Source organism: Kribbella sp. VKM Ac-2571 (assembly GCF_004362255.1).
GTDB lineage: Bacteria > Actinomycetota > Actinomycetes > Propionibacteriales > Kribbellaceae > Kribbella > Kribbella pratensis.
Genome location: NZ_SNWS01000001.1, coordinates 632101 through 651952 on the forward strand (window position 1 = coordinate 632101; position 19852 = coordinate 651952).

Here is a 19852-nt window from a genome sequence, read left to right on the forward strand (position 1 = left end):
ATGATTCTATCGACAACATCGGTTGGTAAAACAGTATGATGGCAGTTCGTTGATACCTCAGGGAGTGTGCAGATGGCGATCTCGGCCGATCTCGAGTCCGTCCCCCTCCATATCGTCGCGCGCCGGCAGGAGATCGACCTGCCCGCGGCGCAGCGGGCGGTCGCGGACCTGCTGACAGCGCTCGGGCGGGACCCGCAGAGCGCGCACCTGGCGGACACCCCGCGCCGGGTCGCGAACGCGTACGCCGAGATGCTGACGCCGCGGGAGTTCGAGCTGACCACCTTCCCGAACGACGAGGGGTACGACGAGCTCGTCCTGGCCAAGGACATCCCGGTGCAGTCGCTGTGCGAGCACCACCTGCTGCCGTTCCAGGGCGTCGCCCATGTCGGGTATCTGCCAGGCGACCGGATCCTCGGGCTCTCGAAGCTGGCCCGGGTGGTGGAGCTGTTCGCGCGCGACTTCCAGGTGCAGGAGCGGCTCACCAAGCAGGTCGCCGACTGGCTCAAGGACCACCTCGACCCGAAGGGGGTCGGCGTGGTGATCGAGGCCGAGCACCAGTGCATGTCGTTGCGCGGCGTCCGCGCGGTTGGTTCGCGCACGGTCACGTCCGCGCTGCACGGGGTCCTGCGCGACAGCCCCAGTTCGCGGCAGGAGTTCTTCGCCCTGACGGGCCTCACACCCTGAGCTTGCCCGCTCAGTCGGAGGGTTGCCCCCTCATGTTTTCAGTGGGCAACCCTCCAGCCTGAGGGATATCCACTGCGCTGGAGGGTTCGCCCGGAGGCGGCGGGTGCGGGCCGCGGCGGAGTTGTCAGGCTGACGCGGTGACCGTCGACGGGTGGTGCGACCGGCGACCGGTGGCCAGGATGTGCGTGAGCTCGCCGGGCAGGAGGTCGGTGCCCGGCACTGGTTCCATCTCGGAGACGTCCAGCCAGCGCACAACGGTGGCGCCGCAGTGGCCGTGAACGGCGAGGATGGAGTCCAGGTCCGGCCAGACGGCCGTCGACGGGTTCGCGCCGTGCCAGCGCAGGGCGACCGAGCCGTCGGTGAACACACAGCCTTCGGCGACGACGCCGGTTCCGGAAACCCCACTGATGTCGGTGTAGCGAACGAGTTCGAACGTCTGGGGTCTCACCGGTGACACCCCGTGTGGCGTGAGAGAGCTGCCATGATCCTTTCCCCGTAGCGGCGTGAATGGGCCTTCGCCACAAACCGGGGACATGTACCGACTGTCAGCGGGGAAGGACGGTCTGTAGCGACTCATCTTCTCAAAACAAGCTAGAACCAAACCCCCGAACACGCCAGACCTGAATCCGCGTGTCTCGATCCTCGACCCGTGATCGAATACCACGGTGTTCCTGACGATTGGCACCGATCTGGCCGGAGTAGACGCGCCGGCGAGCGATTTCGGGTTCCTGTTGCACAAGAACCCGGCCCGTCCGCAGGCGATCGACGTCACCGGGGGATCGGCCCACGTCTTCTACCCGGAGGCGACCGGCGAGCGCTGTACGGCGGCGGTCCTGCTCGAGATCGACCCGATCGGCCTGGTGAAGGCCGGCCGCGGCAAGGCGGCCGAAGGCTTCACTCTCGGGCAGTATGTGAACGACCGCCCGTACGCCGCCTCCAGCCTGCTCGCCGTCGCGCTCGGAAGACTCTTCCGTACGGCGATGAACGGCCGCTGCGACGCCCGCCCGGACCTCGCCGCGCGACCGATCCCGCTCGAGATCCACGTCCCGGCGCTCCCGTGCAACGGCGGTGCCGACGGTGACGACATGGCCGAGCGGTTCTTCGCGCCCCTCGGCTGGACGGTCGACGCCCGCCCGGTGCCGCTCGATCCGGAGATCCCGGCGTGGGGTGATTCGCGGTACGTCGACCTGCGGCTGACCGGTGTACTGCGGCTGGCCGACGCACTCAAGCACTTGTACGTGATGCTCCCGGTCCTCGACGACGCCAAGCACTACTGGGTCGGATCGGACGAGGTGGACAAACTCGTGCGCGCCGGCGAGGGCTGGCTGGCCGCGCATCCCGAGAAGGACCTGATCTCGCACCGCTACCTCGCGCACCGGCGCTACCTGGCCGACGCTGTCCTGGAGCGGCTGGCCGAGGCGGACGGGCTCGAGCTCGCGGAGGAGACGCCGGACGAAGGCTCGGTGTCGCTGGCGGTCGAACGACGTACGGCGGTGGCCGGCGTACTGCGGGAGCTCGGTGCGCGGCGGATCGCGGACATCGGATGTGGTGAGGGCGCGCTGGTCGGCGCGCTGCTGAAGGACCCGATGATCGGTGAGCTGATCGCGACCGATGTGTCGGCACGGGCGCTGATCGGGGCCAAGCGGCGGCTGCACTACGACGACCTGCCGGACCGCCAGCGGGACCGGCTGAAGTTCCTGCAGTCGTCGGTGACGTACGCCGACGAGCGGCTCGCCGGGCTCGACGCCGTCGTACTGATGGAGGTCGTCGAGCACGTCGACCCGCCACGCCTCCCGGCCCTCGCGGATTCGGTCTTCCGCGCGGCGCGCCCTGCCGCGGTCGTCGTCACCACCCCGAACAGCGAGTACAACGTGCGCTTCCCGTCGCTCCCGGCCGGCAAATTCCGCCACCCGGACCACCGCTTCGAGTGGACCCGCGCGGAGTTCCGGACCTGGTCCCAGCAGGTCGCGGACCGCTTCGGCTACACCGTGCAGTTCCGGCCTGTCGACGCCGAGGATCCTGAGGTGGGACCGCCGACCCAGCTCGCACTGTTCCGCCGGGAGGAGGCCCGATGACGATCGACGTACCAGCTCTCTGTCTGATCGTGCTGGTCGGTGCGAGCGGCTCCGGCAAGTCGACGTTCGCGCGCAAGCACTTCCTGGCCACCGAGGTGATCTCGAGCGATTTCTGCCGCGGGCTCGTCTCGGACGACGAGAACGACCAGGCTGCGACGAAGGACGCCTTCGAGGTGCTCAACTTCATCGCCGGGAAGCGGCTGGCCGCCGGGCGGTTGACGGTGATCGACGCCACCAACGTGCAGCCGGAGGCCCGCAAGGAGCTCGTGAACCTGGCCCGCGAGTACGACGTACTTCCGGTCGCGATCGTGCTCGACCCGCCTGAGCGTGTGTGTGTCGAGCGGAACGAGCAGCGGTCCGACCGGCAGTTCGAGTCCAAGGTGATCGCCCGGCAGCGCTCGCAGCTGAAGCGCGGCCTGCGCAGCCTGAAGCGTGAAGGCTTCCGGACGGTTCACGTGCTGGACAGCGTCGAGGAGATCGATGCCGTCAGCATCGAACGGACGCGGCTGTACAACGACCTGACCGATCAGCACGGCCCGTTCGACATCATCGGCGACGTGCACGGGTGCCGTCCCGAACTCGAGCGACTGCTCACCGAACTCGGTTACACCCTGGCCCGCGACGAGACCGGCCGACCGGTCGACGCGGTCCACCCGGATCGGCGGGCGGTCTTCGTCGGTGACCTCGTCGACCGCGGTCCCGATTCGCCCGGCGTGCTCCGGCTCGTGATGGGAATGGTTGCGAGCGGCAACGCCTATTGCGTGCCCGGCAACCACGAGGACAAGTTGCTGCGCGCGCTGCGGGGCAAGAACGTGAAGGTCAGCCACGGCCTCGAGACCACGCTGGAGCAACTGGCCGCTGAGCCTCCGGAGTTCCGCGCCGAGGTCATGGCGTTCATCGACGGACTGATCTCGCACTACGTGTTCGACGACGGCAAGCTCGTCGTGTCGCACGCCGGCCTGGTCGAACGGATGCAGGGTCGTACGTCGGGCCGTGTCCGCTCGTTCTGCCTGTACGGCGAGACGACGGGGGAGACCGACGAGTTCGGGCTGCCGGTGCGGTACCCGTGGGCGAACGACTACCGCGGTCGCGCGATGGTCGTCTACGGTCACACGCCGACGCCCGAGCCGGAGTGGATCAACAACACGATCTGCCTCGACACGGGCTGCGTCTTCGGCGGATCGCTGACCGCGCTGCGCTACCCGGAGCGCGAGCTGGTGGGGGTGGAAGCGGCCGAGGAGTACTACGCGCCGGCGAAGCCGTTGCATGTGGCAACGGCGCCGGCGCGCGAGCCCGACGTACTCGAGCTGACCGACGTGACCGGCCGCCGCGTGATCGAGACCGCTTCCCACGGACGGCTGAGCATCCGGGCCGAGCAGGCCGGCGCTGCGCTGGAGGTGATGAGCCGGTTCGCGATCGATCCGCGGTTCCTGCTGTACCTGCCGCCGACGATGAGCCCGGTCGCGACCTCGCCGGAGCCGGGGCTGCTGGAGCACCCGCGGCAGGCGTTCGAGACGTTCCGGGGCCAGGGTGTCACCGAGCTGGTGTGCGAGGAGAAGCACATGGGTTCGCGGGCGGTCGTGCTGCTGACACGGGACGACGACGTGGCCGAGAAGCGGTTCGGTCTGGCCGGCCGCGGTGCTATCCACACTCGCACCGGGCGGTCGTTCTTCGGCGCAGAGCTGACCGACGAGCTACTGCTCCGGCTGCGTGCGGTCGCGTCTGCTGCTGGTCTCTTCGATGAACTCGACACGTCGTGGCTGTTGCTCGACGCCGAGCTGCTGCCGTGGAGCGCGAAGGCCGAGGATCTTCTCCGGAACCAGTACGCCGCGGTCGGGGCGGCCGCCCGTACGTCGTTGCCCGCAGCAACCGCTGCGCTACGCTCCGCCCAGGCGACCGGTCTGGACGTTGGCGATCTGCTGGCGTCGGTTGAGCGGCGTACGGCGAATGCGGAGCGGTTCACCGCGGCGTACCGACGGTACTGCTGGCCGACCGATGGGCTCGACGGGGTGCGCATCGCGCCGTTCCAGGTGCTCGCGTCCGAAGGGGCGACGTACCAGGAGCAACCGCACGCATGGCACCTGGGTGTGGCGGACCGGATGGTTGCTGCAGGCCCGGAGTTGATCACGCAGACCCGGCGGCTGTTCGTGGACGCGGGCAATTGGGACGCCGGGATCGCGTGGTGGGAGGAGCTGACCGGGGCCGGGGGAGAGGGGCAGGGTGAGGGTGAAGGCATGGTGGTGAAGCCGGCCGCGAACCTGACCCGAACGGCCAAGGGTCTGGCTCAGCCGGGGCTGAAGGTCCGCGGGCAGGAGTACCTGCGGCTCATCTACGGCCCCGACTACACCGAGCCCGAGAACTTCACCCGCCTCCGCGACCGCAACCTCGGCCACAAACGCTCCCTGGCCCTCCGCGAGTACGCCCTCGGCCTGGAGTCCCTGGACCGCGCCGCCCGCGGGGAACCGCTGTGGCGCATCCACGAGTGCGTCTTCGCCGTGCTGGCCCTCGAATCCGAACCGATCGACCCCCGCCTCTGACGCCCTGCCGCTGGCGGGTCGGATCGTTTCCGGCGTGTAAACGTCTTGGGCTGGGGGTTGGCAAGGTGTGACATTGCACTTAGGGTCTGTGCAATGTCACACGGTACTGAGAACCTTGGGCTGAGCGTGGAGCTGACCGGCGGGTTGCTGCACGACTGGCAGCAGCGGAACCGGCGGGCGACGATCCCGCACGCGATCACCGAACTGCGCAAGGCCGGGAACCTGGAGAATCTCCGGCGGCTGGCCGACCCGTCGGTCGGGCCGTACCGCGGGCGGTACCCGTTCCTGGACACCGATCTCTACAAGACGCTGGAGGGTCTCGCCTACGAGGTCGATCGCGAGGGCGCAGTAGACGAGGCGCCGGCTGGTGCGCGGGAGTTCTTCGACGAGGTCGTCGAGCTGCTCGAGCAGGCGCAGGCCGAGGACGGCTACCTGAACTCGTACTTCCAGGACCCGGACCAGCCGAAACAGCCCTGGTCGGACCTCGGCTGGGGCCACGAGCTCTACAACCTCGGCCACCTCATCCAGGCGGCCGTCGCGGCGCAGCGTCGATTGTCCGATGGAAGATTGTTGACAATCGCCCGGCGCTTCGCGGATCTCGTCGTCGACAAGTACGGCGAACACGGCGAGGAGGTTGTCGACGGGCATCCCGAGGTCGAGATGGCGCTCGTCGAGCTTTATCGTGAAACCGGCGACGAGAGCTACCTGACCCAGGCGCGGCTGTTCGTCGACCGGCGTGGTCGGGGGAAGCTCGAGCACACGATTTTCCCGGGCGAGTACTTCCAGGACCACGTGCCGTTCCGTGAGCTTCCGTCCGTCACCGGTCACGCCGTACGGATGGCGTACCTCGCGGCCGGTGCCGCCGACGTACACCTGGAGACCGGCGATCCGACGCTGCTGGCCGCACTGGAGCGCCTGTGGGACGACATGGTCGCGACCAAGCTGTACCTCACCGGCGGGCTCGGCAGCCGGCACTCCGACGAAGCGATCGGCGACCGGTACGAGTTGCCGTCCGAGCGCGCGTACGCCGAGACGTGTGCGGCGATCGCGACGATGCAGTGGGCGTGGCGGATGTTCCGCGCCACCGGCAAGGCGTCGTACCTCGACGTGTACGAGACCGTGCTCTACAACGCTTATGCCGTAGGGCTTTCGGCCGACGGTACGGCGTTCTTCTACGACAACCCGCTGCAGCGCCGGCCGGACCACGAGCAGCGCTCCGGGATGGAGGACGGCGGGGAACTGCTCCGGCGCGCCTGGTTCGGCTGCCCGTGCTGCCCGCCGAACATCATCCGCTGGATGTCCGAACTCCAGGACCACATCGCGCTCCACCGCGACAACACGTTGTACGTCGGCATCTACGCCGACGCCCGCATCACCGTGGGTGATCTCAGCGTCAAGGTCGGCACCGACTACCCGTGGGACGGCGAGATCACGCTGACCGTCGAAGATGCACCGGCGGAGGAGCGGGCGATCGCCCTACGCATCCCGTGGTGGGCAGCAGGCGCCGAGCTGACCGCGCCCGCTGCGGCCGGCGGCGCTGAAGCAGGCGAGGTCGGCGAAGAACGGATTGCGGCGGTGGACGGCTGGGCCGTGGTCCGGCGGACGTTCGCCGCCGGCGACGTACTGCGGCTGACGTTGCCGATGGCACCCAGAGCGCACGGATCGCACCCGTACGTCGACGCGACCCGAGGCGCGATCGCCGTCGCCCGCGGACCGCTGGTCTATTGCGTCGAGCAACAAGATGCCGCCGCGCCGGTCGACGACCTGCTGCTCACGCCGGCCGCTGTGGCCAAGGCGATCGCGCGGCAGCAGGACGACCATCTCGTCCTCGAACTGACCGCCGGTGTCGCGCCGGCGCCGCCTCCCGAGCTCTACCCCGTGCTCCCTCCCGTGCTCCCTCCCGTGCTCACAGAACAGACCCCAGGATCCGCCATCGACGAGGTACCGGTGACATTCGTGCCGTACTTCCTCTGGGGAAACCGTCAGGCCCTGGCCATGCGTGTGTGGCTGCGAACCGAAAGAGACAACTGATGAAGAGAACTTCCATGCTGGTGGGGCTCGTGGCATCCGCCGCGCTCGCACTGACCGCGTGCGGCGGCGGTGCGTCCGGCGCCAAAGGTGAATCCGCCGGGCCCGGCGCCAAGGCCGCGCAGGGCGGCACGCTCCAGGTGCTGGCGAACGCGGCCTTCTCGCACCTCGACCCGGCCCGCGGTTTCGACGGCGGCGTCAACAACTTCTACCGGCTGATCTACCGCACGCTCACCACCCAGGGCGCCGCACCGGGGGCCGACGGCACCAAGATCGTGCCGGACCTCGCCACCGACACGGGCAAGCCTTCCGACGGCGGCAAGACCTGGACGTTCACGCTGAAGGACGGCCTGTTCTTCGAGACCGGTGCGCCGATCACGAGTGCCGACGTGAAGTGGGGTGTCTCGCGTGCGTGGGACCCGGAGATCGGCATCGGCTCGCCGTACGCGAAGCAGCTGATCGAGGCGCCCGCTTCGTACCAGGGGCCCTACAAGTCGGGTGACCTGGCGACGATCGCGACGCCGGACGCGAAGACGATCGTGTTCCACCTGAAGAAGCCGTACGCCGACTTCGGCAGCGTGGTCGCGCAGAACACGTTCACGCCGGTTCCGAAGGGGCAGGGCGCGGGCAACGCGCTGGACAGCAAGCCGATCGCCTCCGGGCCGTACAAGGTGTCCGAGTACAAGCCGGGCGCGTCGCTCAAGGTGGTCCGCAACGACAAGTGGGACAAGAAGACCGACGACGTACGGTCGGCGAATCCGGACGCGTTCCAGTGGACGTTCGGGCTCGACCCGGCGACGATCGACGAGCGGATGATCGCCGGTCAGGGCACGGACGCCGACGCGATCGCCGGCACCATCCAGGCCGCTTCGGTCGCGCGCATCCAGACGCCGCAGCTCAAGGAGCGCACGATGAGCGGTCTCGGCGGCTGCACGACGTACATGGGGCTGAACACCACGAAGAAGCCGCTGGACAACGTCAAGGTCCGGCAGGCGATCAACCTCGCGGTGAACAAGCAGACCGTCCGCGACGCGGTCGGCGGATCGACCCTCGCCGAGATCGCCACCAGCATCCAGCCGCCGACCATCGCCGGCCGGGTGGACTACGACCCGTACCCGAGCCCGGACCACAAGGGTGACGTCGACGGCGCCCGTAAGCTGCTCACCGAGGCCGGATTCGCCAATGGCTTCACGATGACGCTCGACACCCGCGCGCAACCGAAGATGCAGGCGATGGCGGTCGCGATCCAGCAGGCGCTCGAGCCGCTGAAGATCACCGTGAAGATCAACACCATCGACACCGCGACGTACTACGAGGTCATCGGTACGACCTCGCAGCAGCACGACGCGGCGATCACCGGCTGGTGCCCGGACTGGCCGTCCGGCGCGACCTTCCTGCCGCCGCTGTTCGACGGCCGCAACATCACCCCGAAGGGCAACAGCAACCTGGCGCAGCTGAACGACCCGGGCGTGAACGCGAAGATCGACGAGATCTCCAAGCTGACCGATGTGAAGGCTGCGAATGCGGCGTACGGCGAACTGGACAAGCAGATCATGGCGCTGGCGCCGGTCGTCCCGCTGCTGTACGAGAAGGTCCTGATGCTTGTCGGCAGCAACATCGGCGGCGCCTACCTGCACGACGGGTTCTCGGGCGGTATCGACCTGGTGTCGGTCGGATTGAAGGACGCCGGGAAGTGACAACCAGCCCGACTCTCGTCGAGGTCGAGGAGGCGGTGCCGTCGTCGGCACCGCCCACCTCGGGCCGGCGGATCCTCACCGCGGTCACGCGCGACAAGGGCGCGCTCGCTTGCCTGGTGTTCCTCGCGATCGTGGTCCTGATGGCGGTGGCCGCGCCGCTGATCACCAAGCTCAGCGGCTGGGGTCCGTACCAGTTCGACTCGGCCGCGATCAACTCCGACCTCGGCGGCGTACCGCACGGTTCGCTCGGCGGGATCAGCGGCTCGCACTGGTTCGGCGTCGAGCCGCAGAACGGCCGCGACCTGTTCGCGCGAATCGTGTACGGCGCGCGTGTGTCGATCACGATCTCGCTGTCGGCGACCCTGCTGACCGGGATCCTCGGCGTCGTGCTCGGCATGCTCGCCGGGTTCTACCGCGGCTGGGTCGACCAGGTGATCTCTCGGCTGATGGACTTCCTGATGGCGTTCCCCGCGCTGATCTTCATGATCGCGATCCTGTCGTCGCTGCCGTCCGGGAACCGGCCGGTGCTGCTGGTCGTGGTGATCAGCGCGTTCGGCTGGCCGTACCTCGCGCGGGTGATCCGCGGCCAGACGATGACGCTGGCGAACCGTGAGTTCGTCGAGGCGGCGCGGGCGTCCGGGGCGAAGGACTCCCAGGTGGTGTTCCGCGAGATCCTGCCCAACCTGCGCGGCTCGATCGTCGTGATGACGACGCTCGCGATCCCCGGCTACATCGGCACCGAGGCCGGCCTGTCCTTCCTCGGCGTCGGTGTCTCGCCGCCGACCGCGTCCTGGGGCCAGATGATCTCGAGCTCGGTCAGCTGGTACTCGGTGGACCCGATGTTCTTCGCGATCCCCGGCCTGTTCCTGTTCCTCACGGTGCTGTCGCTCACCGTCCTCGGCGACAAGATCCGCACCCTCATCGACCAAGGAGAAGCCGCATGACTGTGCACATTGCCGGGCCTCCGGCGCCGGCGGGGTCATGGGGCTGTGACTCCCGGTCTTCCCTCGTCGCTCCGGTCGCTTCGCTCCCTACGCTCCTCAGTCCAGACCGGGAGGCCCCATGACCCGCTACGTCCTGGGCCGGCTGGGTGGCGTCGTACTGATTTTGGTGGCCGTGTGTTTGTTCACGTACCTGATCTTCTTCAAGCTCTCGCCGGATCCCGCGGTGATGATCTGCGGGAAGACGTGTACGCCGGAGCGCATCGACTCGATCCGTGACGTGCTCGGGCTCAACCAGCCGCTCCTGACGCAGTTCTGGGACTTCCTGAGCGGGATCTTCGCGGGTCGCGACTACGGCTCGGTGCACTGCTCGGCGCCGTGTCTCGGGTACAGCTTCCAGACCAACGAGTCGGTGTGGAGCATGATCACCGCGCGGCTCCCGGTCAGCATCACGGTCGCGGTCGGTGCCGCCGTACTGTGGCTGCTCGTCGGCGTGATCGGTGGTCTGGTCAGCGCGGTCAAGCAGGGCACATGGTGGGACCGTTCCGCGATGGGCCTCGCACTCGGCGGAGTGAGCGTGCCGAACTACGTACTCGCGCTGGTGCTGCAGTACGTGCTCGTCGTGAAGCTGCAGTTGCTGCCGTTCCCCTCGGCCGTGCCGTTCGCGGACGACCCGCTGCTGTGGCTCGAGTCGTACCTGATGCCGTGGGTCGTGCTCGCTGTCGGCTACGCCTGTCTGTACGCACGGCTGACCCGGAGCAACGTCATCGACACGCTGGCCGAGAACTACTACCGGACCGCGCGGGCCAAGGGATTGAGCGGCGCGCTCATCATGCGCCGGCACGCGTTGCGGCCTGCGCTGACCCCGATCACCACGATCTTCGGGATGGACTTCGCCGGACTCCTCGGCGGCGCGCTGATCACCGAGACCGTGTTCGGGCTGAACGGCATCGGCAAGATGGCCGCCGACTCGATCGCGAAGAACGACCAGCCGGTGATCATGGCGGTCACCCTGCTCGCCGCCTTCTTCGTTGTCATCGGCAACGTTGTGGTCGACCTGCTGTACACGGCTCTGGATCCACGGGTACGGGTGGTGTCATCGTGAGTGGCGAATTGTTCGTTGTCGACAATCTGACTGTCACTTTGCCGACCAGTCGTGGGCCGGTCGACGTGGTGAAGAACGTGTCGTTCACGGTCGGCCGGGACGAGACGGTCGGGATCGTCGGCGAGTCCGGGTCGGGCAAGTCGATGACCGCCCTCGCCGTACTCGGGCTGTTGCCGCGCGGCGCCCGTACGTCGGGCAGCGTCCGGCTGGACGGCGCCGAGTTGCTCGGGCGCTCGGACCGCGACCTCAGATCCGTGCGTGGCAACGCGATCTCGATGGTGTTCCAGGACCCGCTGTCGTCGCTGAATCCCTACTACACCGTGGGTCTGCAGATCTCCGAGATGTACCGGACGCACCGCGGTGGGTCGCGGACCGCGGCCCGGAAGGTCGCGATCGAGGCGCTGGAGCGGGTGCACATCCCGGATGCGGCGCGGCGGGTCGACCACTACCCGCACCAGTTCTCCGGCGGCATGTGGCAGCGGGTGATGATCGCGATGGCGCTGTGCTGTTCGCCGTCGTTGCTGATCGCGGACGAGCCGACGACCGCGCTCGACGTGACCGTCCAGGCGCAGATCCTGGAGCTGCTCGCCGAACTGCAGTCGACGACCGGGACCGGGATGATGTTCATCACCCACGACCTCGCAGTGATCAGTTCGATCGCCCAGCGGGTGCTGGTGATGCAGGCGGGTGATCCGGTCGAGTACGGGACCGCGGAGCAGGTGTTCTCGGATCCGCGGCACGAGTACACGCGGATGCTGCTGGACGCCGTACCCAGGATCGACGACAGCATCGATGACGAGGTGACACTGTGACTTTGCTCGAGGTGAAGGGCGTGACCAAGGAGTTCGTCACCCGCGGCGAAGGGACGATGGCCCGCAAGTCGACGTTCACCGCCGTCGACGACGTGAGTTTCGAGGTCGAGCTCGGCGAGACGCTCGCGATCGTGGGGGAGTCGGGCAGCGGGAAGTCCACGACCGCGCGGATCGCGGCCCGGTTGCTCGAGCCGACCGCCGGTACGGTCGTGTTCGACGGGCAGGACGTGACGAAGGCCAAGGGCAACGAGCTGGCGTCGTTCCGGAACAACGTGCAGGTGGTGTTCCAGGATCCGTTCTCGTCGCTGAATCCGCGGTACACGGTCGAGCGGATCGTCACCGCGCCGCTGACGTACCAGGGGATCATGCCGAAGGGCGGGCGGCGGGCGTTCACGCAGGAGCTGATGGAGCGGGTCGGTCTGAACCCGGACCACTGCCGGCGGTACCCGGCGCAGTTCTCCGGCGGCCAGGCGCAGCGGATCGGGATCGCCCGGGCGCTCGCGGTGAACCCGAAGCTGGTGATCTGCGACGAGGCGGTGTCGGCGCTCGACGTGTCGATCCAGGCGCAGGTGCTGGAGCTGCTCATGCGGCTGCAACGGGAGAGCGGGTTCAGCTACGTCTTCATCGCGCACGACCTGGCCGTCGTACGGCAGATCTCGCAGCGGGTCGCGGTGATGAACCGGGGCAGAATCGTCGAGGTGGGGACACGGGACCAGGTGTTCGGGGATCCTCAGGACGAGTACACGAAGACGCTGCTGGCCGCCGTACCGCGGATCAACCCGGAATGGGACGCCAGACGCAGGGGGAAGAGAGCTTCATGACTGTGCACATGCCGCGACTCCGTCGCGGCGGGTCATGGGGCTGTGACTCCCGGCCTTCCCTCGTCGCTCCGGTCGCTCCGCTCCCTCCACTCCTCAGTCCAGGCCGGGAGGCCCCATGACCAGCTACACCATTCCTGGCATGTACGTCCGTGAGCACGAGCTTTCCGTTCCGCTCGACTGGTCGAACCCGGGGGAGTCGATCACCGTGTTCGCGCGGGAGCTGGTCGATCCGACGCGGAAGGACGAGGAGCTGCCGTGCCTGCTGTTCCTGCAGGGCGGGCCTGGCGGGAAGGGGCCGCGGCCGACCGGGGTGTCGGGGTGGATCGAGCATGCGCTGAAGAACTACCGGATCGTGCTGATGGACCAGCGCGGCACGGGCCGGAGTACGCCGGTCAGCGGGCGGCGGATGGCGTCGATGTCAGCCGAGGAAGGCGCCGACTACCTGGCGTGTTTCCGGGCGGACTCGATCATCGCGGACGCGGAGCAGCTGCGGAACAAGGTCTTCGGCGGCCGCCGCTGGTCGACGCTCGGCCAGAGCTACGGCGGTTTCCTCACGCTCACCTACTTGTCCAAGGCGCCGGATGCCTTGACCGCGTGCTACGTGACCGGTGGGCTCGCGTCGGTCGACCCGTCGGCGGCCGAGGTGTACCGGCGGACCTATCCGCGGGTGGCGGCCAAGAACCGGGAGTTCTACCGGCGGTACCCGCACAACGTGGAGCGGATCGGCCGGATCGCGGACCGGCTGGCAGAGTCCGACGTACGGCTCCCGGACGGGGATCGGCTGACGGTACGGCGGTTGCAGTCGCTCGGGATCGACTTCGGGATGAAACCCGGATACGAGCGCATCCACTGGCTGATCGACGAGGCCTTCGACGGCGACGAGCTGTCCGACGGCTTCCTCGGCCAGGTGCTGGGACTGTCGTCGTACCTCGCGGAACCGCTGTTCGCCGCGCTGCAGGAGAGCATCTACGGGTCCGGTGACGGGGCGACCGGGTGGGCCGCGCAGGCGGAGCGGGCGCGGCATCCGGAGTTCGCCGAGGACGCGCGGCCGCTGCTGTTCACCGGCGAGATGATGTACCCCTGGATGTTCGAGGAGATCCGCGGGCTGCGCCCGTTCCAGGGCGCGGTCGAAGTGCTGGCACAGCGGCCGCGGTGGCCGGAGCTGTACGACCTGGAGCGGCTCGCCGCGAACGACGTACCGGTGGCGGCCGCGGTGTATTTCGACGACATGTACGTCGACTCCGGGCTGCAGCTGGACACCGCGCACCGGGTCGGCAACGTGCAGGCTTGGGTGACGAACGAGTACGAGCACGACGGGCTGAGTACGCAGCGGGTCTTCGAGCGGCTCACGGAGCTGGTCGCCTCCATCGGGGGTGGCATCCCCAATCCCGGATGACCGGTGTTTCACAATAGGCGGCGACCCAGGAGGTGAACCATGGCTGCCGATTCGATCGGGCCGCTGCCGAGCGTACGGCGGCTGGCGCAACGCGAGAACCTGCGCGACAGCGTCGCCAACGCACTGCGGGCGGCGGTGATCTCCGGCGAGCTGAAGCCGGGGGAGGTATACTCGGCGCCGACGCTCGGCGCGCGGTTCGGTGTCTCCGCGACACCGGTCCGCGAGGCGATGCTGGACCTGGTCCGCGAGGGCCTGGTGATCTCGCTGCGCAACAAGGGCTTCCGGGTCACCGACGTGTCCGACGAGGACCTCGACAACCTGGCGGCGCTACGCCAGCTGATCGAGCCGCCGACGATCCGGGACGTCGTACCGACGATCCCCGCGAAGGACTACCCGCGGCTGCGGCGGCTGGCCGAGGACATCGTGGTGGCGGCCCAGGCCGGCGACCTGATCGCGTACATCGAGGCCGACCGGGTCTTCCACGTGACGCTGCTCGCGTACTCCGGCAACCAGAAGCTCGTCGACGTCGTGTCGGACCTGCGCTCGCAGACGCGCCTGCTCGGCCTGACCCCGCTGGTCGAGAGCGGCCGCCTGGTCACGTCGGCTGCCGAACACCACGAACTACTGGACCTCGTAGAGGCCGGCGACGCCGAAGGCGCCGAGCAACTGATGCGCCGCCACATCGGCCACGTCCGAGGCCTATGGGCCCGCAACTCCACCACCGAGTAGACGCAACGCCGCCGTCCAAGCATCTAGTGCCTCGGAGATTCGATTGCTATCAGCAACGATTCGACCGACGGCCTGACCTGCAATGTTTCGAGGCATCTGTGGAAGACATATTGTTATGACGCAGGACATGGGTGACAGTCTGCATCAGGGCATCGGTGACACTGCAAGGATTCTTGGTGGTGACATGCCCAGGTCGAGGCGTTCGACCACATCTACAACACCCAGCGGTCCCACCAGGGCTTGGCCGGTCGCGTCACACCCCTGACCGCCTGGGAAGCCACCGCGAAGGCCGAGGCTCCCCGCTCCCATCCGTGAGCAGATTTCCCGCTCCCGCATCCAGCACCCTCGCACCCACCGGCCGAGGCCCGCACCACTACCAGCCGATCTGCCACCCGACACCGTCATCAGAAACTGTCCAGCGCCGGCGCGTTCTACCTGAACAATGTCCAATACCTGGTCGGCGCCCAGTACGGCTTCCAGCAGATCCTCGTCATCACCAACGGCAACAAGATCGGCGACACGATCACCCGTCACGGACCTCGAAGGGCGAAATCCTCGTCGAGCACACCCGACTCGCACCCGGCATCGCTTCGTCGGCAACGCCAAACCACCCGGACCAAGCACCGACAAGCCGCGAATGTTACCGATGTCCTGAGACATCAACCGTTACCGATGTCCTGATGCACAACTGTCACCGATGTCCCGAAACGGGACTTCTGCCGGAGTGACATTCGATTTGGTTCAATCGAACAAGTGTTCTAATATAGGTGCATGAGAGGGATGTCGATCACCCAACTCGGCGGCGACCACCAGGTCCCCGCCGAACCGGCCGCGCCCTCTGTGGCGGGGATCGTCTCCGCGCCGAGTCCGTCCGGGTCGGCTCCTGGCCAGTGGGCCACGCTCGCCTCCACCCCGGGCCAGGAGGCCACGATCGCGGCTGCTTCTGGTGGGGTGGTCGCGCGGTCTGCGTGGAGCGTGTGGGATGACGCGCCGCCGGAGGCCGATTACGTGCCGGACGACCTGGTCTACCCGACCGATCCCGAGCCTCCCGATGGCCCGGCGGTGATCAGCGAGCAGGACCAGTTGGACGCGGAGCTGGAGGAGTTGCTGGGCGGGAGGCGGTACTCGCGGGTGGATGAGTTGGAGTGGTAGGAGTGGGACGGTGTCGAGCAGGACGCCGCGGAGCGGGAGATGCTGCGCCGGGAGGCGCCGGCGTGGGTGTTCTTGCCGCCCGGTGGTGCGTTGGCGGCGGCGTTGGAGGGGACGCGGCCGGAGGCGATGTCGCCGATGGCGTTGATCGAGTTGATGAAGGCGGCGGACCGGTTGATCGGTTTTGGTGAGGCGATCAAGACCGGTGCGACGGCGTCGTTCGTGCGGCAGCGGCGCGCCGAGCATCGCGAGTCGCCGCGCCCGACCCAGCTCGATTCCAGGGGGCGCCCGGTCGATCCGGAGCGGTCCTGGTACGGCGAGATCGCGCTGGCCCTCGGTCTGTCGCTCAACACGGTGGGGCGGCGGGTGGAGACCGCGTTACGCCTGACGTCGTCGCTGTCGGCCACCTATTCGGGGTTGCGGTGCGGCGCGTTGACGTGGGGTAAGGCGCTGGCCATCTGCGAAGCGACCAGCGCGCTGCCGGATGAGGCGGCCCGGGCGGTGGAGGCGCATGTGCTGAAACGTGCCGCGAAGCAGACCCACCGCAACCTGTTGGAGTCGTTGCGCCGCCAGGTCGCCAAACACACCGCCCCGCGCGCGGCCGAGGATCACCGCGCCGCGGTGGCCGAGCGGACCTGCAAGATCGTCGCGCTGGCCAACGGCATGGCCGGGTTGTGGATCGTGCACACCGCCGACAACATCCAGCGAATGTGGGTCACCATCCAAGCCCTGGCCACCCTCGCCAAACGCGCCACCGCCACCACCAACCCCACCGCAAACCCCACCGCAAACCCCACCGCCACCGTTGCCGCCGACTCCACCGCCGACTCCACCGCCGGCGCGGAGCCCGCTGCCTCGCTCGGCGCGCCCGTGGATCCCGGGCTGCCGGCCCCCGCAGCCGCCGGTCCAGGATCCCCGGCCGCCAGACCCGATCCGGATCCGGGCAGCATGTCCGCCGGCATCGCCGGCACCCCCGCCAGTGCGGATACCGGTGCGGATACCGGTGCGGGTGCCGGTGCGGGTGCCGGTGTGGGTGCCGGTGTGGGTGCCGGTGTGGGTGCCGGTGTGGGTGCCAGTGTGGATGCTGGTGTGAGTGCTACTGCGGATGCCGGGGCGAGTGCTGGTGCTGGCGCGGTTGCGGAGAAGGATGTTCGGACCGCCGAGCAGCGGCGTGCGGATGTGGCCGCGGATCTGTTCGGGCACATCTTGCGCAACGGGCTGGACTGGCTCGGCCGGCGGCTGCCCGACCAGCACCGCCGCCGCCCGCACATCGAGGTCGTCGTCCCCGCCTCGACACTGCTCGGCCTCGACGACGACCCTGCCGAGCTCACCGGCTACGGACCCATCCCCGCCGAACTGGCCCGCCGCATCGCCGCCGACGGCACCTGGCGCCGGCTCCTCACCGACCCCGCCAACGGCACCGTGCTCGAGGCCTCCACCACCCGCCACGATCCCGGTGCGCTGGTCACCGAAACCCTGCTCGCCCGCGACCCCGTGTGCGCCTGGCCCGGCTGCAACCGCACCTCCCGCGAATGCGACCGCGACCACCTCACCCCCTTCGCCCAATCCAGACGCACGAGTCTGTCCGGGATGGCGCCGTACTGCGAATACCACCACGTCGTGAAGGACACCCGCGCGTGGGGCTGGACCACCACCAGCCACCCCGACGGGTCGATCACACTGACCACGCCCACCGGGCACCGCTACACCACCGTTCCACCCGCCCGCGGACCCATCACCCAACCCGACGCAAATCTCACCGCCGGCCCCCGGCAGTCAGCTCACGACCCGCCACCGTTCTGAAGGCAGACGGCACACCATCACCGGCACCATCACCGGCACCATCGCCCGCGCCACCACCTGCGCCACCACCCGCGCCATCACGGTCAACGCCGTCGCCAGCACCACCGCCTTCGCCGCCATCACCACTGCCACCGGGCTGGGCACGGGCGTCCGCAGTCGTGACCGCAGTCGTGACCGCAGGCGGCCGCTGACTGCGTCGCATCGGACGGCGTCCGGTGATCCGCGACCCTTCTGACCGGTAGCGCCAGCCAGTACGTCGGTGGCGGCAGCACGGCGGGCAGCGAACCGCGGCGCGTCCCGGGCAGGATCGCGCACCTCCGCGTCTGGTCTGTTGCTTATGGTGCACGTTCGGCGCATTGAGCCGTACCGCGAGCCGCTCCTCAGCGGAGCGCTAGCCTGAGGTGGGCTCCGGACACGATGGCGGAGTGAACTGTGGCCGACGATGTTCTGACGCTGTTCCTCGGTGGCGACGTGATGCTCGGTCGAGGGGTCGACCAGATTTTGCCGCACCCGGGTGATCCAGAGTTGTGGGAGGAGTCGGTACGGGACGCGCGGACCTATGTCAGCCTGGCCGAGGCGATCAACGGGGCCCATCCCGGCGCCGGTTGCCTTCGATTGGCCATGGGGTGATGCGCTCGCCCTGTTCGATTGCTTCACGCCGGACGTGCGGCTGGTGAACCTGGAGACCAGTGTGACGGCGCGCGGCCATGCGGTCCCGGGCAAAGCCGTGCACTACCGGCTTGCTGACGTTCGCATGGGCGTCATGCAGACCCATCGGATCCGGCTGCGCCCCGCCGGCCCCAGCGACCGCGAGTGGTCGTGCCGGACGCTCGATCGGGTGAGCCGCGGATATGGCACCCGCATCCGCGTCGGTCAGGACGGACTGCTCCGGCTCACGTGAGCTCGAAGGGCTGGGGGCATCTCTGGTGGGTCGGCGTCCAGCTTCCCGGCGGTCGACGGATCCAGGCTCAGAGCAGCTGTCGTTCGAGAGAGTCGGCAACGAAGCGCTCGAACTCTGCCGGCGTCCAGCCGGACTCGTCCACGAGTTCCTGGTAGACACCGGGTGCCGCGAGCGCGCGGTAGACAGCCTGTGCCTGCTTGAGCGGGATGCGCAGCTCGCTCTCCAACGATGCGATGATCGCGTCCATCACTTGGTTGCGGCCGGCAAGTTTCGAACGCAGCAGCGCCCTGGTCTCGGGGCTCTCGTCGGTGGCCGCCTCGAAGATCAGGACGACGTCGAAGCCGGCGGCGTACAGGTTCGTGAGCCAGCCCGCGGCGCCGCGGAGGCGCTCGGCCGGGCCCTCGATCGCCAACACCTGCCCGGCCCGCTCGATCGCGCCGGCCGCGCTCAGCCACTGGTCGCAGATCAGCGACAGGATCTCCCGCTTGGTGCCGAACGCCGAGTACACGGTCCGGGTCGCCACCCCGACCTCCTTGGCGATCGCGTCGATGGAGGTGGCGCCGTACCCCTGCGCGGCGAACAGCCGGCGCGCCGCCTGCGCGATCCGGATCCGTGTCTCCTCCGCCTGCACCTGGCGGTAGGTCTTGACAGGGTCGGCCATGTCGGCACACTATCACTGTGTTCAATGCAGTGACACTGCATCGAGTGCACTGCTAGTGCAATTCAAGGGGGAGTCATGGGAACACCACTCGACGTTCTGGAGCGGATCCTGCATGAGGGATTCGCAACGGGGAACGAGGCGATCGTCGACGAGCTGTGCGCGCCGGACCTGATCGAGCACCAGTTCGGCTTGGCCGGACGGGGTGAGGAGGCCCGCGCGCAGGTCAAGGCCGCGATCCGGCAGGTGCACGAGCTGATGCCGGACATCGTCTACACGCTGGAGGATTCGGTCGTCGTCGGCGACCTGGTCTGGGCTCGTGGCCGCGCCCGGGGTACGGCGACCGGATCGTTCTTCGGGCCGCCGAGCAACGCCCCGATCGACATCGTGCTGTTCGAGCAGGCGCGAGTCGTCGACGGCCGGATCGTCGAACACTGGGGCTCCCCGGACCGCTTCGCCCTACTGGCCCAAACGGGCGTCCTCGCGCGCCTCAGCTGAGCAACAGGGCGAGCCGGG

The 19852-nt window shown here is 68.4% G+C and carries 19 protein-coding genes; 16 read left to right on the forward strand and 3 right to left on the reverse strand.

Features of this window, described 5'->3' with window-relative positions:
• The first annotated feature begins 72 nt into the window (after window positions 1–72).
• Window positions 73–684 carry a GTP cyclohydrolase I FolE gene (folE, locus tag EV651_RS03075; RefSeq protein ID WP_133781691.1) on the forward strand — a complete coding sequence of 204 codons (612 nt, stop codon included), beginning with the start codon at window positions 73–75 and terminating at the stop codon, window positions 682–684.
• A gap of 124 nt (window positions 685–808) precedes the next feature.
• Here folE and EV651_RS03080 read toward each other — a convergent pair whose 3' ends face one another.
• Window positions 809–1132, reverse strand: a complete 324-nt coding sequence (locus EV651_RS03080; RefSeq protein ID WP_133781693.1) for a hypothetical protein — start codon at window positions 1130–1132, stop codon at window positions 809–811.
• A gap of 217 nt (window positions 1133–1349) precedes the next feature.
• Here EV651_RS03080 and EV651_RS03085 point away from each other — a divergent pair, with 217 nt between their 5' ends.
• The 12 genes from EV651_RS03085 to EV651_RS43075 all read left to right on the forward strand — a co-directional run bounded on the left by EV651_RS03085 (window position 1350) and on the right by EV651_RS43075 (window position 17777).
• Window positions 1350–2759: a 3' terminal RNA ribose 2'-O-methyltransferase Hen1 gene (locus tag EV651_RS03085; protein ID WP_133781695.1), complete on the forward strand. Its 1410-nt coding sequence runs from the start codon at window positions 1350–1352 to the stop codon at window positions 2757–2759.
• Window positions 2756–5296: a polynucleotide kinase-phosphatase gene (locus EV651_RS03090; RefSeq protein WP_133781697.1), complete on the forward strand. Its 2541-nt coding sequence runs from the start codon at window positions 2756–2758 to the stop codon at window positions 5294–5296. The genes EV651_RS03085 and EV651_RS03090 overlap by 4 nt, the downstream gene beginning before the upstream one ends.
• A 93-nt stretch (window positions 5297–5389) precedes the next feature.
• Window positions 5390–7327 carry a glycoside hydrolase family 127 protein gene (locus EV651_RS03095; protein ID WP_133781699.1) on the forward strand — a complete coding sequence of 646 codons (1938 nt, stop codon included), beginning with the start codon at window positions 5390–5392 and terminating at the stop codon, window positions 7325–7327.
• Window positions 7327–9021, forward strand: a complete 1695-nt coding sequence (locus EV651_RS03100; protein ID WP_238156617.1) for an ABC transporter substrate-binding protein — start codon at window positions 7327–7329, stop codon at window positions 9019–9021. The genes EV651_RS03095 and EV651_RS03100 overlap by 1 nt, the downstream gene beginning before the upstream one ends.
• A complete protein-coding gene (locus EV651_RS03105; protein WP_133781701.1) occupies window positions 9018–9965 on the forward strand; it encodes an ABC transporter permease in 948 nt (315 codons plus the stop codon). The genes EV651_RS03100 and EV651_RS03105 overlap by 4 nt, the downstream gene beginning before the upstream one ends.
• A gap of 118 nt (window positions 9966–10083) precedes the next feature.
• A complete protein-coding gene (locus EV651_RS03110) occupies window positions 10084–11067 on the forward strand; it encodes an ABC transporter permease (protein ID WP_133781703.1) in 984 nt (327 codons plus the stop codon).
• A complete protein-coding gene (locus EV651_RS03115) occupies window positions 11064–11879 on the forward strand; it encodes an ABC transporter ATP-binding protein (RefSeq protein ID WP_133781705.1) in 816 nt (271 codons plus the stop codon). The genes EV651_RS03110 and EV651_RS03115 overlap by 4 nt, the downstream gene beginning before the upstream one ends.
• Window positions 11876–12700, forward strand: coding sequence for an ATP-binding cassette domain-containing protein (locus tag EV651_RS03120; RefSeq protein WP_202870127.1), 825 nt, complete (start codon window positions 11876–11878; stop codon window positions 12698–12700). Before EV651_RS03115 ends, EV651_RS03120 begins: the two co-directional genes overlap by 4 nt.
• Window positions 12701–12815: 115 nt before the next feature.
• Window positions 12816–14096, forward strand: coding sequence for an alpha/beta fold hydrolase (locus EV651_RS03125; protein ID WP_133781707.1), 1281 nt, complete (start codon window positions 12816–12818; stop codon window positions 14094–14096).
• 39 nt (window positions 14097–14135) lie between these two features.
• Window positions 14136–14825, forward strand: a complete 690-nt coding sequence (locus EV651_RS03130; protein ID WP_133781709.1) for a GntR family transcriptional regulator — start codon at window positions 14136–14138, stop codon at window positions 14823–14825.
• A 771-nt stretch (window positions 14826–15596) separates the two neighbouring features.
• A complete protein-coding gene (locus EV651_RS03135; protein WP_133781711.1) occupies window positions 15597–15977 on the forward strand; it encodes a hypothetical protein in 381 nt (126 codons plus the stop codon).
• Between the two features lie 39 nt (window positions 15978–16016).
• A complete protein-coding gene (locus EV651_RS43075) occupies window positions 16017–17777 on the forward strand; it encodes an HNH endonuclease signature motif containing protein (RefSeq protein WP_133781713.1) in 1761 nt (586 codons plus the stop codon).
• On the opposite strand, the gene EV651_RS41765 is transcribed toward EV651_RS43075, so the two are convergent.
• A complete protein-coding gene (locus tag EV651_RS41765) occupies window positions 17751–18092 on the reverse strand; it encodes a hypothetical protein (RefSeq protein WP_133781715.1) in 342 nt (113 codons plus the stop codon). The two genes, EV651_RS43075 and EV651_RS41765, sit on opposite strands and share 27 nt — an antisense overlap.
• Before the next feature lie 117 nt (window positions 18093–18209).
• Between EV651_RS41765 and EV651_RS41175 the strand changes: the two genes are divergently transcribed.
• Window positions 18210–18407, forward strand: coding sequence for a hypothetical protein (locus tag EV651_RS41175; protein WP_202870128.1), 198 nt, complete (start codon window positions 18210–18212; stop codon window positions 18405–18407).
• Between the two features lie 43 nt (window positions 18408–18450).
• The gene (locus tag EV651_RS41770; RefSeq protein ID WP_202870129.1) at window positions 18451–18678 is read left to right on the forward strand and encodes a hypothetical protein; all 228 of its coding nucleotides are present in this window, start codon (window positions 18451–18453) and stop codon (window positions 18676–18678) included.
• Window positions 18679–18745: 67 nt separating this feature from the next.
• Here EV651_RS41770 and EV651_RS03155 read toward each other — a convergent pair whose 3' ends face one another.
• Window positions 18746–19339, reverse strand: coding sequence for a TetR/AcrR family transcriptional regulator (locus tag EV651_RS03155; RefSeq protein WP_133781717.1), 594 nt, complete (start codon window positions 19337–19339; stop codon window positions 18746–18748).
• Window positions 19340–19414: 75 nt separating this feature from the next.
• On the opposite strand from EV651_RS03155, the gene EV651_RS03160 reads away from it, so the two are divergent.
• Entirely contained in the window at window positions 19415–19834 is a 420-nt protein-coding gene (locus EV651_RS03160) for an ester cyclase (RefSeq protein ID WP_133781718.1), read from the forward strand.
• Window positions 19835–19852: the final 18 nt, after the last annotated feature.